Annotated in this window: 14 protein-coding genes; 9 read left to right on the forward strand and 5 right to left on the reverse strand. The window is 73.4% G+C overall.

The window, feature by feature from the left end:
- The first annotated feature begins 28 nt into the window (after nucleotides 1–28).
- Nucleotides 29–1,600: a cell division protein PerM gene (locus tag H299_RS34610; RefSeq protein WP_051262550.1), complete on the forward strand. Its 1,572-nt coding sequence runs from the start codon at nucleotides 29–31 to the stop codon at nucleotides 1,598–1,600.
- Between the two features lie 7 nt (nucleotides 1,601–1,607).
- On the opposite strand, the gene H299_RS0116870 is transcribed toward H299_RS34610, so the two are convergent.
- The 5 genes from H299_RS0116870 to H299_RS34615 all read right to left on the reverse strand — a co-directional run bounded on the left by H299_RS0116870 (nucleotide 1,608) and on the right by H299_RS34615 (nucleotide 4,723).
- Complete coding sequence (locus H299_RS0116870) at nucleotides 1,608–2,066, reverse strand: Imm21 family immunity protein (protein WP_027749357.1); 459 nt, start codon at nucleotides 2,064–2,066, stop codon at nucleotides 1,608–1,610.
- A 22-nt stretch (nucleotides 2,067–2,088) separates the two neighbouring features.
- Nucleotides 2,089–2,901: a hypothetical protein gene (locus H299_RS0116875; RefSeq protein WP_027749358.1), complete on the reverse strand. Its 813-nt coding sequence runs from the start codon at nucleotides 2,899–2,901 to the stop codon at nucleotides 2,089–2,091.
- 85 nt (nucleotides 2,902–2,986) lie between these two features.
- A complete protein-coding gene (locus H299_RS40490; RefSeq protein WP_486587303.1) occupies nucleotides 2,987–3,118 on the reverse strand; it encodes a hypothetical protein in 132 nt (43 codons plus the stop codon).
- Entirely contained in the window at nucleotides 3,115–4,236 is a 1,122-nt protein-coding gene (locus H299_RS0116885; protein WP_027749359.1) for a radical SAM protein, read from the reverse strand. The genes H299_RS40490 and H299_RS0116885 overlap by 4 nt, the downstream gene beginning before the upstream one ends.
- A complete protein-coding gene (locus tag H299_RS34615; RefSeq protein ID WP_199782459.1) occupies nucleotides 4,229–4,723 on the reverse strand; it encodes an ATP-binding protein in 495 nt (164 codons plus the stop codon). The genes H299_RS0116885 and H299_RS34615 overlap by 8 nt, the downstream gene beginning before the upstream one ends.
- Nucleotides 4,724–5,084: 361 nt before the next feature.
- On the opposite strand from H299_RS34615, the gene H299_RS34620 reads away from it, so the two are divergent.
- The 8 genes from H299_RS34620 to H299_RS34630 all read left to right on the forward strand — a co-directional run bounded on the left by H299_RS34620 (nucleotide 5,085) and on the right by H299_RS34630 (nucleotide 14,231).
- On the forward strand, nucleotides 5,085–6,203 hold the full coding sequence (locus tag H299_RS34620) for an NsdA family TPR-like regulatory protein (protein WP_486587304.1): 1,119 nt from the start codon (nucleotides 5,085–5,087) through the stop codon (nucleotides 6,201–6,203).
- Nucleotides 6,200–6,763: a hypothetical protein gene (locus H299_RS0116900; RefSeq protein WP_027749360.1), complete on the forward strand. Its 564-nt coding sequence runs from the start codon at nucleotides 6,200–6,202 to the stop codon at nucleotides 6,761–6,763. The genes H299_RS34620 and H299_RS0116900 overlap by 4 nt, the downstream gene beginning before the upstream one ends.
- A 221-nt stretch (nucleotides 6,764–6,984) precedes the next feature.
- A complete protein-coding gene (locus tag H299_RS0116905; protein WP_027749361.1) occupies nucleotides 6,985–7,794 on the forward strand; it encodes a GntR family transcriptional regulator in 810 nt (269 codons plus the stop codon).
- A gap of 94 nt (nucleotides 7,795–7,888) precedes the next feature.
- Nucleotides 7,889–8,116, forward strand: a complete 228-nt coding sequence (locus H299_RS0116910) for a 4Fe-4S dicluster domain-containing protein (protein ID WP_027749362.1) — start codon at nucleotides 7,889–7,891, stop codon at nucleotides 8,114–8,116.
- 32 nt (nucleotides 8,117–8,148) lie between these two features.
- Nucleotides 8,149–9,579, forward strand: a complete 1,431-nt coding sequence (locus tag H299_RS0116915; protein ID WP_037759331.1) for an ABC transporter substrate-binding protein — start codon at nucleotides 8,149–8,151, stop codon at nucleotides 9,577–9,579.
- Nucleotides 9,576–10,481: an ABC transporter permease gene (locus tag H299_RS34625; RefSeq protein ID WP_078512807.1), complete on the forward strand. Its 906-nt coding sequence runs from the start codon at nucleotides 9,576–9,578 to the stop codon at nucleotides 10,479–10,481. The genes H299_RS0116915 and H299_RS34625 overlap by 4 nt, the downstream gene beginning before the upstream one ends.
- Nucleotides 10,478–11,323: an ABC transporter ATP-binding protein gene (locus H299_RS0116925; protein WP_078512808.1), complete on the forward strand. Its 846-nt coding sequence runs from the start codon at nucleotides 10,478–10,480 to the stop codon at nucleotides 11,321–11,323. The genes H299_RS34625 and H299_RS0116925 overlap by 4 nt, the downstream gene beginning before the upstream one ends.
- Before the next feature lie 43 nt (nucleotides 11,324–11,366).
- Nucleotides 11,367–14,231 carry a fumarate reductase/succinate dehydrogenase flavoprotein subunit gene (locus H299_RS34630; protein ID WP_078512809.1) on the forward strand — a complete coding sequence of 955 codons (2,865 nt, stop codon included), beginning with the start codon at nucleotides 11,367–11,369 and terminating at the stop codon, nucleotides 14,229–14,231.
- Nucleotides 14,232–14,234 lie beyond the last annotated feature (3 nt).

Genomic DNA, 14,234 nt, shown 5'->3' on the forward strand with positions numbered 1-14,234 from the left:
AAACGTGTGTTGTTGGGAGCATGTCGGCGTGAGCGAACGGACGTACACCGGCCCGGCCACGCACCCGGTCGGCGGTACCGAACCCCGGCCCCCCGCCCGTCCCCGTCCCGTCGGCAGGCGCCTGCTGCTGGCGGGCGCGCTCGCGGCCGGGCTCGGCCTGGGCGCCCTCGTGGTCCTCGTGCTGCTGCTGTGGGTGCTCTCCCCCTCCTCCGGCAGCGGCCCCGCCGAGGCCCTGCACCTCGCCGCCGACCTCTGGCTTCTCGCCCACGGCGCCCAACTGGTCCGCACCGCCACGCCGTCCGGCGTGCCCGCGCCCGTCGCGCTCATGCCGCTGCTGCTGACCGCCCTGCCGGGCCGGCTGCTCCTCCGGGTGACCCGGGGCGCCCTGACCGGCCGTCACCGAGGCCCGGACGGCAGCGCGGCGCGGACGGCCGGATGGGTGGCGGGCGGCTACCTCCTGGTGGGCGCCGCCACCACGGCCTACGCCGCCACCGGCCCGCTCCGCGTGCGGGTGCCCAGCGCGGTGCTCGCGCTGCCGCTGTTCGTCGCGGTGGTGACGGTGATCGCGGCTCTCTCCCTCGGCGACCGCAACCCCCTGGTGTCGCGCGGGCACCCGTCCCTGCGGCGACTGCTGACCCGCGCCCACGCCCCGGCCGTCGTACGCGACCTGGTCACCGGCCGCCAACTGCCCGACGCGCTGCGCGCGACCGGCGCGGGGCTCGCCGTACTGCTGGGCGGCGGCGCGCTGCTGCTGCTCGTCGGGCTCGTCCGGCACGCGGGCGCCGCCTGGCACACCGTCACCCAGCTCACCGGCGCCTGGCCGGACTACCTCGCCGTACCGCTGCTGGTGGCCGCGCTGCTGCCCAACGCGGTGGTGTGGGCGGCGGCGTACGGGCTCGGACCCGGCTTCGCGCTGGGCACCGACAGCGTGGTCGGACCGCTGGGCGCCGACCACCCCGCGCTGCTGCCGCCCTTCCCGCTGTTCGCGGCACTGCCCGGCGAAGGGCCTGGCACGCCGTGGACCTGGGCGGCGGGCGCGGTGCCGCTGGCCGCCGGGCTGGCCCTGGGCTGGTACGCGGCGCGCAGGTGCGTCCCGGTGCCGGGGGAGCGGGCGGGGGCGTGCGGCGTACGGGGCACGGTGGCGGTGGCGCTGCTCGCGGCCGGTGCGTTCGGCGTGGCGGTGGCGGCGCTGGCGGCCCTCTCCGGCGGCGCGCTCGGCACCGGACGGCTGGCCCGGCTCGGGCCCAGCTGGTGGCTGTGCGGCGCGGCGGCGCTGGGGTGGGCGGCGCTGGCGGGCACCCCGGCGGCGCTGGCCGTACGCGGCTGGCGGCTGCGCGCCGCGCTGCGGCTGCCGGTGCTCGCGCCCCCCGACCCGGCAACCGGCACGGCCGCCGACCCGGCCGCCGACTGGCACAACACCGCCACCCGCCGCACCCGATGGGCCGCGCTCAAGGAAGCCTCGGGCGGCCTGATGCCCGACTTCCCCCTTCGTCCGCCCACACCCCCGCCGCTGCCCCCGACGCCTCCTGCGGCCGGACCCCCGGCCGGACCCCCGACGGGGCCTCCGTCGGCCGATGACGACCCCGTGCGCCCTGCCTGACCGCGCGTCACAGCCGCAGCAGCCGCTCCAGCATGAACGACGCGTTCTCGGACGGTTCGAGGGAGAGCGACTGCACGCGATAGCGCCCGCCGGGAACATCCACCCGGATCAGCTCGGCCTCGCCGACCTCGTCACCGCGAGCAGCGGAGTCCAGCAGGAGGTAGCGACCGCCGAGGGTGACGTCGAGGACGCCCTGCCATGCGTCCGAGGCCATGCTCCGCTCCACCGCGTCCTCCAGCCCGGCGTCGTCCTCGGCCGCATGCCATCGGATGAACGTCCTGGTGCGGTCGAGGAAGGTGACGGCCGACGGTTCCCCTCCCAGGGTCAGCACATCGCCGTGACCAGGCACGACGACGCACCCGACGTACTCCGTCCCCACCGGGTCCGCCTCGGTGCCCTGCCAGTTCGGCAGATACCGCTCAGGACACAACGCGTAATAACCGAAGTCCGTGTCGAGCCACTCCACCAAGTTCTCCCCGCTTCGCTGCTCACCCGCGCTCCAGCTGCGCCCGCGTGCGGCGACGGTGCCGCGCCCACGTCGCCGCTGCCGCCTCCATACGCCGGGTCCACGGGCCCGGGTCCGCCTCCGCGATGTCCTGCCACAGACAGGCGCTCGCGGTCGCGAAGGCGTCCACGGCTTCCCGGGGTGCCGTCTCCCACGCCGGGAGCGTGGCAGCCCAGCACTCGGCCTGGCCTGCGGTGTGGCCCGCGGCGATGAGCCAGAGCAACCACAGCGCGGGGTCGATCCACCCGGCTCCCCTGGACGCCCACGCCCAGTCCACCAGCACTGTACGCCCGTCCAGGACCAGGGCGTTGGTGTGGTTCCAGTCGGTGTGGAGAAGCCGGTCTCCGGCGAACAGCTCCGGGGCGTCGCAGTAGTCGGCCATCCGACCCGGCATCGTCTTGAGCGGCAGCTCCGGGCACGGCAGCTCACCCAGGTGCCGCAGCGCGGAGGCGACGAGCGGCACGTCCGGGGAGCTGGGCGAGTAGTCGGCGTGGTGACCGTCCACAGCCTCGAATCCCAGCAGGTCCCACCCGGCGGCCTTGAGACGCCACAGCAGTCGTGGAGCGATGCCGGAGACATGCGGGTTGATCTCGGCTTCGCGCTGCTGGGTCCACACCCGAGGATGGTCGGTGCGCAGGCCCTTCACGAAGAACGTTCCGCTCTCGGTGTGCACGCGGGCGGCGATCTCGCTGTTGAACCCGGAGCTCACCGGCTCCATCCTCAGCACGCGGCCGGTGGTCTCCGTCAGGGCGGAGCGTACGTCAGCGGGGACGTCGGTCAGGCGGGCGGTCGGCATGACAGGAGCCTCCCACGGAGCGGCGCAGGGCCATGGCGCACGCCATGGCCCTGGCCCTACTCGGTCACTCGGCGTCGACGCTGTGTCAGCGGTACGGGTTGTCGTCGTTGCACCCCGGCTGGGACGCGGCGGTGTAGGTCTCCACGTCCTCGATGATCGCGACTTCCTCCGGGTCCTCGACGGTGCGTGTCGGGGTCATTTCGACCATGACGGTCATATTTCGCTCTCCTTCATTCGGTGTTGGCAGTAGCTGTGGAGCGGTGCCTTCGCCTCCTGGAAGACCTTTGCCATCGGCCGACAGACCCGGCAGTTGCCGGAGAGCTGGCAGCCGCTGCATCCTCCGGTGCGAAGCATGAGGGAATCAGCGATCGCGCCGAGGCGGGCGAGCCCGGCCACGCCTTCGGCTGGGAGGTCGACGTTCGGCTCGCGGCCCACCTTGCACATCGACGCCCGGCCGAACGGGTCGGCGTGAAAGAACGCGTGACCGGCTGGGCATCCGGTGAACAGCGGCCGGTGGGTCAGGTGCTCCGGTGACTGTGCGGGCAGGGATTCTGCCCCGCCGTGGATGGTCGGGGAGATGTTGGCGTACACGCGGTGCGGTACGCCGAGCCGGTCCGCCCAGGCGCGCATAGCGTCGGACTCGTGCGCGTTGCGGTGGGTGATGATCAGGCTGAGGTCCACGTTCAGCCGGGCGGCGATGGCGGCTTCCAGCCCCCGAGTGAACCGATGGAACGCGCCGCGCCGTCGGGTCACCCCGTCGTAGGTCTCAGCGCTCGCTCCGTAGACGCTCAGGGACATCTTCACGGGCGGCAGCGCGGTCAGCAGTTCCAGCACCCTGGGTTTGCCGAGCTGCGATCCGTTGGACAGCAACTCCAGTTGCATGCCCAGCTCATGGGCGAGCTGATACGCGGCGGGGAACTGCGGATCGACCAACGGCTCGCCGCCGGTGATCTGGAGCCAGACCACTCCCGCGTCCCGCATGACGTGGAGAAGCCGGGCCTTGCCGTCCCAGCCCAGACCTTCGAACCGCTTCTCACCCAGGTAGCAGTGTTCACAGTCGAAGTCGCAGCCGAGATTGATCTCCCACGTCGCGCGGCTGAATCCGTACGGTCCGGATTCTCGGACGATTACGGCCGCCTGCGCCGGGCGTCCGGACGTGTCCAGGTCCCAGGTGCGACGTGCCGTGTCCACGAGCCAGCCGGGCAGCGTTCGCCCACTCGCTCGCGCGCGCTCCAGTTCGGCGAACTTCGCGTTACCCACCTTGACCGCGCGTTTGCTGCCGGGGCGCAGGATGAGGTGCTGACCTCGGAACGGCGCTGCAATCAGATCATGCACCGCATGCCTCCCTTGACTTTTCGCGGATCTGCTCGTGGATCTCTTCGCGGGGGAAGGGGATGCTGTTCACCTTGCCGCCCTCCGTTTGCAGTTCGGCCCAGACACATTTGCCCCATGCCTTGAGGTCGGTGCCCCAATTGCTCGTCAGCGCGTCCACGAGCGCCAGGCCACGCCCGTCCACTTCGTTCTCCTCGGCGAGCCGGAGTGCCGGCAGCGTGTGGGACTTGTCCGCCACAGCCACGCGTACGAGACCGCCGTCCGTGCGGGCGACGAGCACGCGGAAGGAGCGGCCCCGAGCATGGTGCACGGCATTGGCCACCAGCTCGGTCGCGACCAGCGCGCCTGCCTCCGTCAGTTGTTCGAGGCCCCAGGCGGAAAGCGCGGTGCGCACGAGACGACGGGCGGCCTGTGCGCTCTCCGGCTCGCGCGGCAAGGTTTCGGAGTAGCCGGGGCGGCCGGTGGCTGTGGGCCGGGCTGCTGTGCTCATGGTCATCAGGACCTCTGCGTGTGGAAACGGCGGGTAGGCATCTCTTCCGGCCGCCGAAGCCCTCTGTGGAGGGCGGGCCGTGCACAACCCAACGACCCGGGACTGCGTAGCGTGAGGAAATGCGGACGGCTTGCGCGCCTTCGGCAACCGGAAATTTCCGAGCCCTTCGGTTTCCTCCCGACTGGTGTCGTGCATACGGTGAGCAGATGGAGGGCAACGAGAGCCTGAAGGTGCACATGTCGGAATCCGGCTTCACGCAGGTGGAATTGGCCGATGCGGTGAATGCCGAACTACGGATCGCCGGTCACGAGGGGACCGTCGGTGACCGAACCGTCCGCCACTGGCTGAGCGGTAAATCCCGATGGCCTCACCCCCGGCAGCGGGCCGCGTTAGAGGCAGTATTCGACTGCCCGGTGACCGAACTGGGCTTCATTCCACGAGGAGCCGACTCCTCGCGCACAGCACCATCGGAGGACCCTGTGCACCGCCGTCGCTTCGTCAGCGCCTCCGCCGGAGCGGCCGTGGCCGCCACCGCCCCGCCTCCTACGGCGCGCAGCCGCGCGTGGGCAGCAGCGATGTACAGCGGCTGCTCTCCAAGTTCGCGCTCGTCATCGCCAATGACCACCGGCACGGGGGCAGGCTCACGATCGAGACACAAGCCTCCGCGCTCGCCGGGGAAGCCCTCGCACTCCAGGCGCGTGGCAGCGTCAGCCAGCGGGTGCGCGGCGCCCTGTACGGCTGCGCGGCATCCTTCATGTCCAGCGCGATGTGGGCCGCTATTGACGGCCGCCGCTTCGACGCCGCTCAGCGCCACTTCGGCCGGGCGTCCAGCCTGGCCCTGATGTCGGCTGATCCCACCATCCAGTTCCGCATCTGGTCCCATGCGGGCAGCATGTACCGTCACATGGCCCGCCCATCGGACGCGCTGGCCGCCAACGACGTGGCCCGCCGCCTGCCCATTGCCCGGCGCGACCCGCTGTTCGCGTCTCTCGGTCACGCCCGGCATGCAGCGATCTGCGGCTTGACCGGGGATGCGCGCGCAGTGCGCCAGGCCATCGGGCATGCTCAGCATGCACTTCAGCAAGCCGACCCCGCGGAGCGTCGCCCTGTGTGGATGAACGCCTTCTACGACCAGGCGGAGTTGGAGAACCTGGCTTTGGCCGCTTGCCTGGCTCTGGGTGACTATGAGGGCGCCGAGGCCCATGCGCACCGCAGCTTGGCCCTGCTCCGGCCTGAGATGCAGCGCACTCGCGCCATCACCAGTGCACGCCTCGCTCACGCCCAGCTGGGCCAAGGTGACCTGGAACCAGCTGTGTCCACGGCCATGTCCATCCCCGCTGATCCGATCGGGCAGCACCCCCGTGTAGCGGGCATGCTGCACGATTTCGGCAACGCGCTACGCATCAGTGCGCCGTCCAGCCCCTGCACACGCAGCTGGGACCAGCATGCCCGTGACAGCCGAAGGAGCCTCCAGGGATGAGCGAAGGCGTCGAGTTGCACCGCTACACCGACGTTGACGGGGTGTGGAACACGCTGATTGACGTGTATGCCGAGGTACGCGCTGACCAACTCCACAAGCCCCACTACTCAGTGGAGCGATACGGGGAGCGGCTCGCGAGGCACGCTTCGGAACCGGGCTGGGAGGTGGTCGTCGGGTTCGACGGCGATGAGCCGGTGGGGTACGCCTACGTCAACAGCCTTCAGCCGGATGACCGCTGGTGGCGGCGGATGGCCACCCCTGTGCCCGACGGCTGCGCCGAGCGGCGCACCGTTGCCCTCAAGGAGATCATGTTGCGGGCGACATGGCGCGGCACCGGTACCGCGCGCCGTATCCACGATGAACTGCTCGCCAACCGGGCGGAGGAGCAAGTCTCACTCCTGGTCAATCCGCTGGCGGGAAGCGGCAAGGTCAAAGCGTTGTACGAGGGATGGGGCTACGAGCAGATCAGCGTGCAGCGGCCTGCGGCGGACGGGCCGGTTCTCGCTGCCATGCTGCGCGCCGTTCGCGGGCCTGCCTCAGGGCTCGGTCCGCTGCTGTAGGCACTGGTCGCCCAGGGGCGTCGCGGCGCTCCGGGGGTGGCGGATGTGCCGGGGGTGGTGGGGGAATAGCTGGTCAGGGGCTTGGGGGTGGGGCGGGGTGGTGGCGTAATACTGCGGCAACACCACCGGCGGGCAGCCGTGGGTATGGTCCGAGTACGGCCCCGGCGACGGGCCCGTATCCGTCCGAGCAAGCCCCGTACCGACGTGCAGCAGGAGCCCCGATGTCCGCCGAACGCGCCCGCCCGCGCACCGCCGCGCCGCGCCGAGCCGCCGCGCCGGTGGCGGAGGCGGCCGTGCGGCGGCGCAGGCGGGCGGACCGGGCGCGGCAGCTCGCGGATCTGCTGCGGCAGCAGATCCTGGGCGGCGGCTTCGCAGACGGCGCCCTGCCGCACGAGGAGTCCCTCGCCCGCGACTACCGCGTCTCGCGCAACACCGTGCGCCAGGCGCTCGGTCTGCTGAGCGCGGAGCGCCTGGTGGAGCGGGTGCCCGGGGTGGGCACCGTGGTGGTGGGGGAGAAGTACCCGCACCGGCTCGACCGCCTGCAGGGTCTCGCCGAGACGCTGCACGCGCACGGCCGGGTCACCAACGAGGTCCGTACGGTCGGCCCGGTCGCCGCGCCCGGCCCCGTCGCCGAGCGGCTGCGGGTGGCCGCCGGTGCCGAGGTGCTCTACATCGAGCGGCTGCGCCGGATGGACGGGCTGCCGCTCTCCCTCGACCTGACCTACCTCCCGCTGGACCTGGGCGCCGACCTGCTGGGCGCCGACCTGGAGAACACCGACGTCTTCCGGCTGCTGGAGAAGATCACCGGGCAGTCGCTGGGCACGGCGGACATCACCCTGGAGGCCGTCAACGCCGACGCGCACTCCGCCGCCGTGCTGGAGGCGCCGCGCGGCTCGGCCGTGCTGATGCTGGAGCGGCTCACCCGCCTCGCCGACGGCCGTCCCGTCGACCTGGAGTTCGTACGGTTCCGCGGCGACCGCATCACGATGCGCGGCGCGCTGCACCGCACCGCCTGTCCGTCCTGCCGCTGACCCCTCCGCGCCGGACCACCGGACCACCGGACCACCGTTCCGCGCCGTCCCCGCTTCGCCCCTTCGCCCCTCCACCCCGTCCCGGGAGACAGTCATGCCTCTGGTACCCCAGCGCGCCGACGTGCCGGTCACCATCGACGAGTCCAAGTGCCTGGACGGCTGCACGCTGTGCGTCGACATGTGCCCGCTCGACTCGCTCGCCATCAACCCGGACTCCGGCAAGGCGTACATGCACGTCGACGAGTGCTGGTACTGCGGCCCGTGCGCCGCCCGCTGTCCCACCGACGCCGTCACGATCAACATGCCCTACCTGCTGCGATGAACCGGCCCCAGCCCAAGAGGAGACGTACGACGATGCGCCCTGTCCGCACCGCCGCCCCGGCCGCCGCGCTGGCCACCGCACTGCTGGTGCCGCTGGCGGGCTGCGGTTCCGGCAGCGGGTCGGACGACGGCACAGTCACCGTGTCGGTCGGCTACCAGTCCAAGACGATCAACACCGTCACCGCCGGAACCCTGCTGCGCTCGCTCGGCTACCTGGAGGAGGAGCTGAAGGCCCTGGGCCGCCGGGACGGGGTCACCTACAAGGTGGACTGGCAGGACTACGCCACCGGCGCCCCCATCACCGCCCAGATGACCGCCGGAAAGGTGGACATCGGGTCCATGGGCGACTTCCCGCTGCTCATCAACGCCGCCCGCGGCCAGCAGCTGAAGGCGCCCACCAGCCTGGTGTCCGTCACCGGCTACAACCTGCGCGGTGCGCTCAACATGGTGGTCGCCCAGCCCGGTTCGAAGCTGCGCTCGCTCAAGCAGCTCAAGGGGCGGAAGGTGTCCACGAGCGTCGGCTCGGCCGCCGACGGCACCCTGATCCGGGCCCTGAAGCGGCAGGGCCTGGACCCGGCCGAGGACGTCGAGAAGCTCAACCAGCAGCCCGCCGTGGGCGCCTCCGCGCTGGAGGGCGGCAGCGTCGACGGTCTTTCCCAGTTCGTCGCCTGGCCCGGCCTGCTCGTCTTCCAGGACAAGGCACGGCCCCTCTACGACGGCGCCCGGCTGAACCTGCCCACCTTCCACGGGGTGACCGTCCGCCAGTCCTTCGGCGAGGAACGCCCCGAGGTCGTACGGGCGTTCCTGCGCGCGCAGCAGCGGGCGGACGGCTATCTGCACGAGCACCCGCTCGACGCCTCCCGGAAGGTCGCCGAGGCCACCGGCATGCCGCCCGAGGTCGTCTACCTCTACAACGGCGCGGGCGGCCAGTCCAGCTTCGACGGCACCCTGAAACCGGAGCTGACCGAGGCGCTGAAGAAGGACGCGCCGCTGCTCCAGGAGGCGAAGCTGATCGGGCCCGTCGACCTGGACGCGTTCGTCGACGACAGCTACGTGAGGGACGTGTACGGCAAGAAGTACGCCGCCGCGCGGGACGTCAAGGAGAACCTCGCCCCCGTGACGGGCGAGGACCCGGTCACCGAGCGCCCCGTACGGGACCCGGCGACGGCGAGCGAGAGTTGGTGGAAGGGCGAGAAGCGCACCCGCGCGCACGCCACCCCCACCACGCTGCTGCGCCACCTCGCCGCGCGCGACGGCGCGCCGCGCGCCGCGTTCGTCCCCGACGCGCTCACCGGCACCCGGTGGTTCGCCGACTCCTCGGTCTGGGCGGAGGACCCGAAGGCCGCGCGCGACGCCCGCTTCCAGCCCTTCAGTACGGCGGAGAACGCCCGCGACTGGATCGCGGAGCACCCCGGGGCGCGCCTGGTCTCCTACCGGGACGCCGTACGGACGGCGGGCCGATGACCACCGCACCGCACCGGCCCCGGGCCGCCGCCGCGGCCGACCGCGAGCCCGCGGCGAAGGAAGCCGGGGACCCCGCCGCCGAGGCGGCGCACGCGGCCGGAGCCCCGCGCCGTGCGCGCCGCTCCTGGCGCCGCTACGCGCTGCGCGCGCTCTCGCTGGCCGCCGCCCTCGGCCTGTGGCAGCTGCTCACCGTCCTCGAAGCGCGGGTGTGGCTCAACTTCCAGCAGCTGCCCACCGCCACCGAGGTCGGCGCCGAGTTCGCCGACCGCGCCGGCGGCGGCACGTACTGGCAGGACCTCACCGACAGCCTCCGGCGCATCCTGACCGGCTTCGCCCTCGCGGCGCTGCTCGGCGTCGGCACCGGCATCGCGCTGGCCCGCTCCCCGCTGGCCGAGGACCTGCTCGGGCCGGTGCTGGAGGTGCTGCGGCCGATCCCGGCCATCGCGCTGGTGCCGGTGGCGATCCTGCTCTTCCCGAGCAACGAGCAGGGCATCGTCTTCATCACCTTCGCCGCCGCCTTCTTCCCGATCCTGGTCAGCACCCGGCACGCCGTACGGGCGCTGCCGCCGGTGTGGGAGGAGGCCGTCCTCACGATGGGCGGCGGGCGGCGGCACGTGCTGCGCTCGGTCGTCCTGCCGGGCGCGCTGCCCGGCATCCTGGGCGGGCTCTCGGTGGGGATGGGGGTGTCGTGGATCTGCGTCATCTCCGCCGAGATGATCTCCGGCGCGTACGGGGTCGGCTACCGCACCTGGTTCGACTACACGATCGTCGACTACCCCGGCGTCCTGGTCGGCATGGCCACCATCGGCCTGCTCGGCTGGCTCACCTCCGCCGCCATCGAACTGGCCGGACGCCGCCTGACCCGCTGGCTTCCCCGCACCGAACGGAGCGCCGCCCGATGACCGCACGCCCCGCCGCGGCGGCCCCGGCCGAGCCCGCCGAGCCGACCGCACCCGCCGCACCAGCCCAGGCCGACACCTCAGCCGCACCAGCCGAACCCGCCCCACCCGGCCTGCGGCTGCGCCTGGCCGACGCCATCCTCGGCCGCCCCGGCGCCCCCGTCCTGCGCGGCGTCCGCCTCGACGTCGCCCCCGGCGAACTGCTCGCCGTGGTCGGCCCGTCCGGCTGCGGCAAGTCCACCCTGCTGCGCACGTTCGCCGGGCTCCTGCCCGCCCTCGGCGGCGAGGTCAGCGCGGACGGCCGCCCGGTCACCACCCCGCACGCCGACCGGGCGCTGATCTTCCAGGAGGACGGCCTGCTGCCGTGGCGCTCGCTGCGCGGCAACGTCGAACTCCCGCTCGCCATCCGCCGGACACCGCGCGCCGAGCGCCGCGCACAGGCGGACCGCTGGCTCGCCCGGGTGGGCCTGGCCGGACGGGAGGCGCACTTCCCGCACCGGATCTCCGGCGGCCAGCGCCAGCGCGTCCAGCTGGCCCGCGCGCTGGCCGGGCAGCCGCGCGCCGTGCTGATGGACGAGCCGTTCGGCGCGCTCGACGCGCAGACCCGGGCGGGCATGCAGCAGCTCCTGGTCGAGGTGCTCGGCGACACCCGCGCCACCGTCGTCTTCGTCACGCACGACGTGGACGAGGCGCTCTTCCTCGGCGACCGGATCGCCCTGCTGGGCACCGAACGGGCTCACCCCGTACGGCTGCTGGACGTGCCGCGCCCCCGCGACCGCGGCGCGCGCGGCGAACCGCGCACCGCCGCGCTCCGCCGCCGCGTACTGGAGTCCCTCGGCGGCTGACCGCCCCGCCGCACCCGTGCCCCTCCCCCTCGAAAGGTCCCTGATGGAGACGCCCTCGCTCGCCGACGCCGAAGAGCTGACCTGCGACGTCCTGGTCATCGGCGGCGGCACGGCCGGCACCATGGCCGCCCTGACCGCCGCCGAGAAGGGCGCCTCCGTACTGCTCCTGGAGAAGGCGCACGTACGCCACTCCGGCGCGCTCGCCATGGGCATGGACGGGGTCAACAACGCCGTCGTGCCCGGCCGTTCGACCCCGGAGGACTACGTCGCCGAGATCACCCGCGCCAACGACGGCATCGTCGACCAGCGCACGATCCGGCAGACCGCGACCCTCGGCTTCGCCATGGTCCAGCGGCTGGAGCGGTACGGCGTGAAGTTCGAGAAGGACGAGCACGGCGAGTACGCGCTGCGCCAGGTGCACCGCTCCGGCGAGTACGTGCTGCCCATGCCGGAGGGCAAGGACGTCAAGAAGGTCCTCTACCGGGTGCTGCGCCGCCGCGAGATGCGGGAGCGCATCCGCATCGAGAACCGCGTGATGCCGGTGCGCGTGCTCACCGACGAGAGCGGCCGGGCCGTCGGCGCGGCCGGATTCCACACCCGCGACGGCCACTTCGTGACCGTACGGGCCGGTGCGGTGATCCTGGCGGCCGGGGCGTGCGGACGGCTGGGCCTGCCCGCCAGCGGCTACCTCTACGGCACCTACGAGAACCCGACGAACGCGGGCGACGGCTACGCCATGGCCTACCACGCGGGCGCCGAGCTGAGCGGCATCGAGTGCTTCCAGATCAACCCGCTGATCAAGGACTACAACGGTCCGGCCTGCGCGTACGTCGCCAACGCCTTCGGCGGCTACCAGGTCAACCGGCACGGCGAGCGGTTCGTCGACTCCGACTACTGGTCCGGCCAGATGATGACCGAGTTCGCCGCCGAGGTCGCCTCCGCGCGCGGGCCGGTCTACCTCAAGCTCAGCCACCTGCCCGAGGAGTCCGTCGCCGCGCTGGAGAACATCCTGCACACCACCGAACGCCCCACCCGCGGCACCTTCCACGCCACCCGCGGACACGACTACCGCACCCACGACGTCGAGATGCACATCTCCGAGATCGGCCTGTGCAGCGGCCACTCGGCGTCCGGCGTGTGGGTCGACGAGCACGCCCGCACCACAGTGCCCGGCCTGTACGCGGCCGGGGACATGGCCTGCGTGCCGCACAACTACATGATCGGCGCCTTCGTCTTCGGCGACCTCGCCGGAGCCGATGCCGCCGAGCTGGTACGCCGCGAACCCGCCGGGGACGGCCCGCTCCCCGCCGCGCAGCTGCGCGCCGCCCACGAACTGGTCTACCGCCCGCTGCGCCACCCGGACGGCCCGCCGCAGCCGCAGGTCGAGTACAAGCTGCGCCGCTTCGTGAACGACTACGTGGCCCCGCCCAAGAGCGGCGCCCGGCTGTCGCTGGCCGTGCACGCCTTCGAGCGGATGGCCGAGGACATCGCCGCGATGGGCGCCCGCACCCCGCACGAGCTGATGCGCTGCGCCGAGGTCTCCTTCATCCGCGACTGCGCCGAGATGGCCGCCCGCTCCTCCCTCGCCCGCACCGAGAGCCGCTGGGGCCTCTACCACGAGCGCACCGACCACCCGGGCCGCGACGACGGCAACTGGCTGCGCCACCTCAACCTGCGCAAGGGCGTGAGCGGCGCGATGGAGTTCCTCACCCGGCCCGTCGCCCCGTACGTCGTCCCGGTGGAGGGCTTCACGCCCGGCGCCGGGGGCGAAGGCGTACGGGAGTTGGGGGAGGTGCACCCCGAGCCGGTCGCCACCGCCGGGGCGGCCGGGAGCGGGCCGCCCGCCTCCGCCGCTCCCGCCCCCAGCGGGGGCGCCCGTACGGCGGCCACCCCGGCCGTGCCGCCCGGCTCCCCGCGCCTGCCCGAACTGATCCGGCTGCTCCAGTCCGCCGAGCACCGGCCCGCTGAGGAGCAGCCCGACCTCGCCGCCCTCGGCCCCTACCTGCACGACCACGACCCCGCCGTACGCCGCACCGCGCTCGCCGCGCTCGGCGAGTCCGCCCCGCCCGGCACCGGCCCGGCGCTCGCCGCCGCGCTCACCGACCCGGACCCGGGCGTACGCGGCACCGCCGCCGCCGCACTGCGCGAACTGAGCGAGGTGCTGCCGGGCGATCCGGCGCTGCGGACACTGCTGGCCCGGCCCCTAGCGGCCCCGGACGAGGGCGGCACCCCCGACCCGGTGGTACGGGCCGCCGCCCTGGACGTGCTGCGCTCGCTGCGGCTCGGCGACGCCGCGCTCTACCGCCGTACCCTCACCGACCCGGACCCGGAGGTGCGCATCCAGACCGTACGGGCCCTGGTCTCCGTCGACGCGACCGCGCCGCTGGCCGAAGCGGTGCACGACCCGGCCCGCGAGGTACGGGTGGCCCTCGCCCGCGGCCTCGGCCGCGTCGGCGCCCCGGCCGCCGCCACGCTCGCCCCGCTGCGCGCCCTCGCGGACGACCGCGACCTCCTCGTACGGGCTGCCGCGCTGGAGTCCGCGGGCGCGACCGGCTGCCCCGCCCCGCTGGACGAGGCGGCGCTCGCCGGGCTCGCCGACCCCGCGTGGCAGGTGCGCAAGGGCGCCGCCGCGGGACTGTCCCCGCTGGCGGACCGGCCGGAGGTGCTGGCCGCGCTGCGCACCGCGCTGGGCGACCGGCACCCGGACGTGCGGAAGGCGGTCGTCCTGGCCCTGCTCCCGCACGCGGCGGACCCGGAGGTGCGGGAGGTGCTCGCGACGGCGCTGGCGGACCGGGACGCCGACGTACGCGGCTACGCCCGCCAGGCGGCGGGCCCCGCTTCGGCCCCCGCTCCCGATCCCGCCCCCGCCGACTCGGCCCCCGCCGGCTCCGCCCCGGGCCGCGGCTGAGCC

The organism is Streptomyces sp. CNH287, assembly GCF_000424825.1.

Excerpts from the sequence above, each read along its gene's own strand:
- H299_RS0116875 (WP_027749358.1), bottom strand. The coding sequence starts at position 2,901 with ATGCCGACCGCCCGCCTGACCGACGTCCCCGCTGACGTACGCTCCGCC.
- H299_RS40490 (WP_486587303.1), bottom strand. The coding sequence starts at position 3,118 with ATGACCGTCATGGTCGAAATGACCCCGACACGCACCGTCGAGGACCCG.
- H299_RS34615 (WP_199782459.1), bottom strand. The coding sequence starts at position 4,723 with ATGAGCACAGCAGCCCGGCCCACAGCCACCGGCCGCCCCGGCTACTCC.
- H299_RS34620 (WP_486587304.1), top strand. The coding sequence starts at position 5,085 with ATGGCCTCACCCCCGGCAGCGGGCCGCGTTAGAGGCAGTATTCGACTG.
- H299_RS0116900 (WP_027749360.1), top strand. The coding sequence starts at position 6,200 with ATGAGCGAAGGCGTCGAGTTGCACCGCTACACCGACGTTGACGGGGTG.
- H299_RS0116905 (WP_027749361.1), top strand. The coding sequence starts at position 6,985 with ATGTCCGCCGAACGCGCCCGCCCGCGCACCGCCGCGCCGCGCCGAGCC.
- H299_RS0116910 (WP_027749362.1), top strand. The coding sequence starts at position 7,889 with ATGCCTCTGGTACCCCAGCGCGCCGACGTGCCGGTCACCATCGACGAG.
- H299_RS0116915 (WP_037759331.1), top strand. The coding sequence starts at position 8,149 with ATGCGCCCTGTCCGCACCGCCGCCCCGGCCGCCGCGCTGGCCACCGCA.
- H299_RS34625 (WP_078512807.1), top strand. The coding sequence starts at position 9,576 with ATGACCACCGCACCGCACCGGCCCCGGGCCGCCGCCGCGGCCGACCGC.
- H299_RS0116925 (WP_078512808.1), top strand. The coding sequence starts at position 10,478 with ATGACCGCACGCCCCGCCGCGGCGGCCCCGGCCGAGCCCGCCGAGCCG.
- H299_RS34630 (WP_078512809.1), top strand. The coding sequence starts at position 11,367 with ATGGAGACGCCCTCGCTCGCCGACGCCGAAGAGCTGACCTGCGACGTC.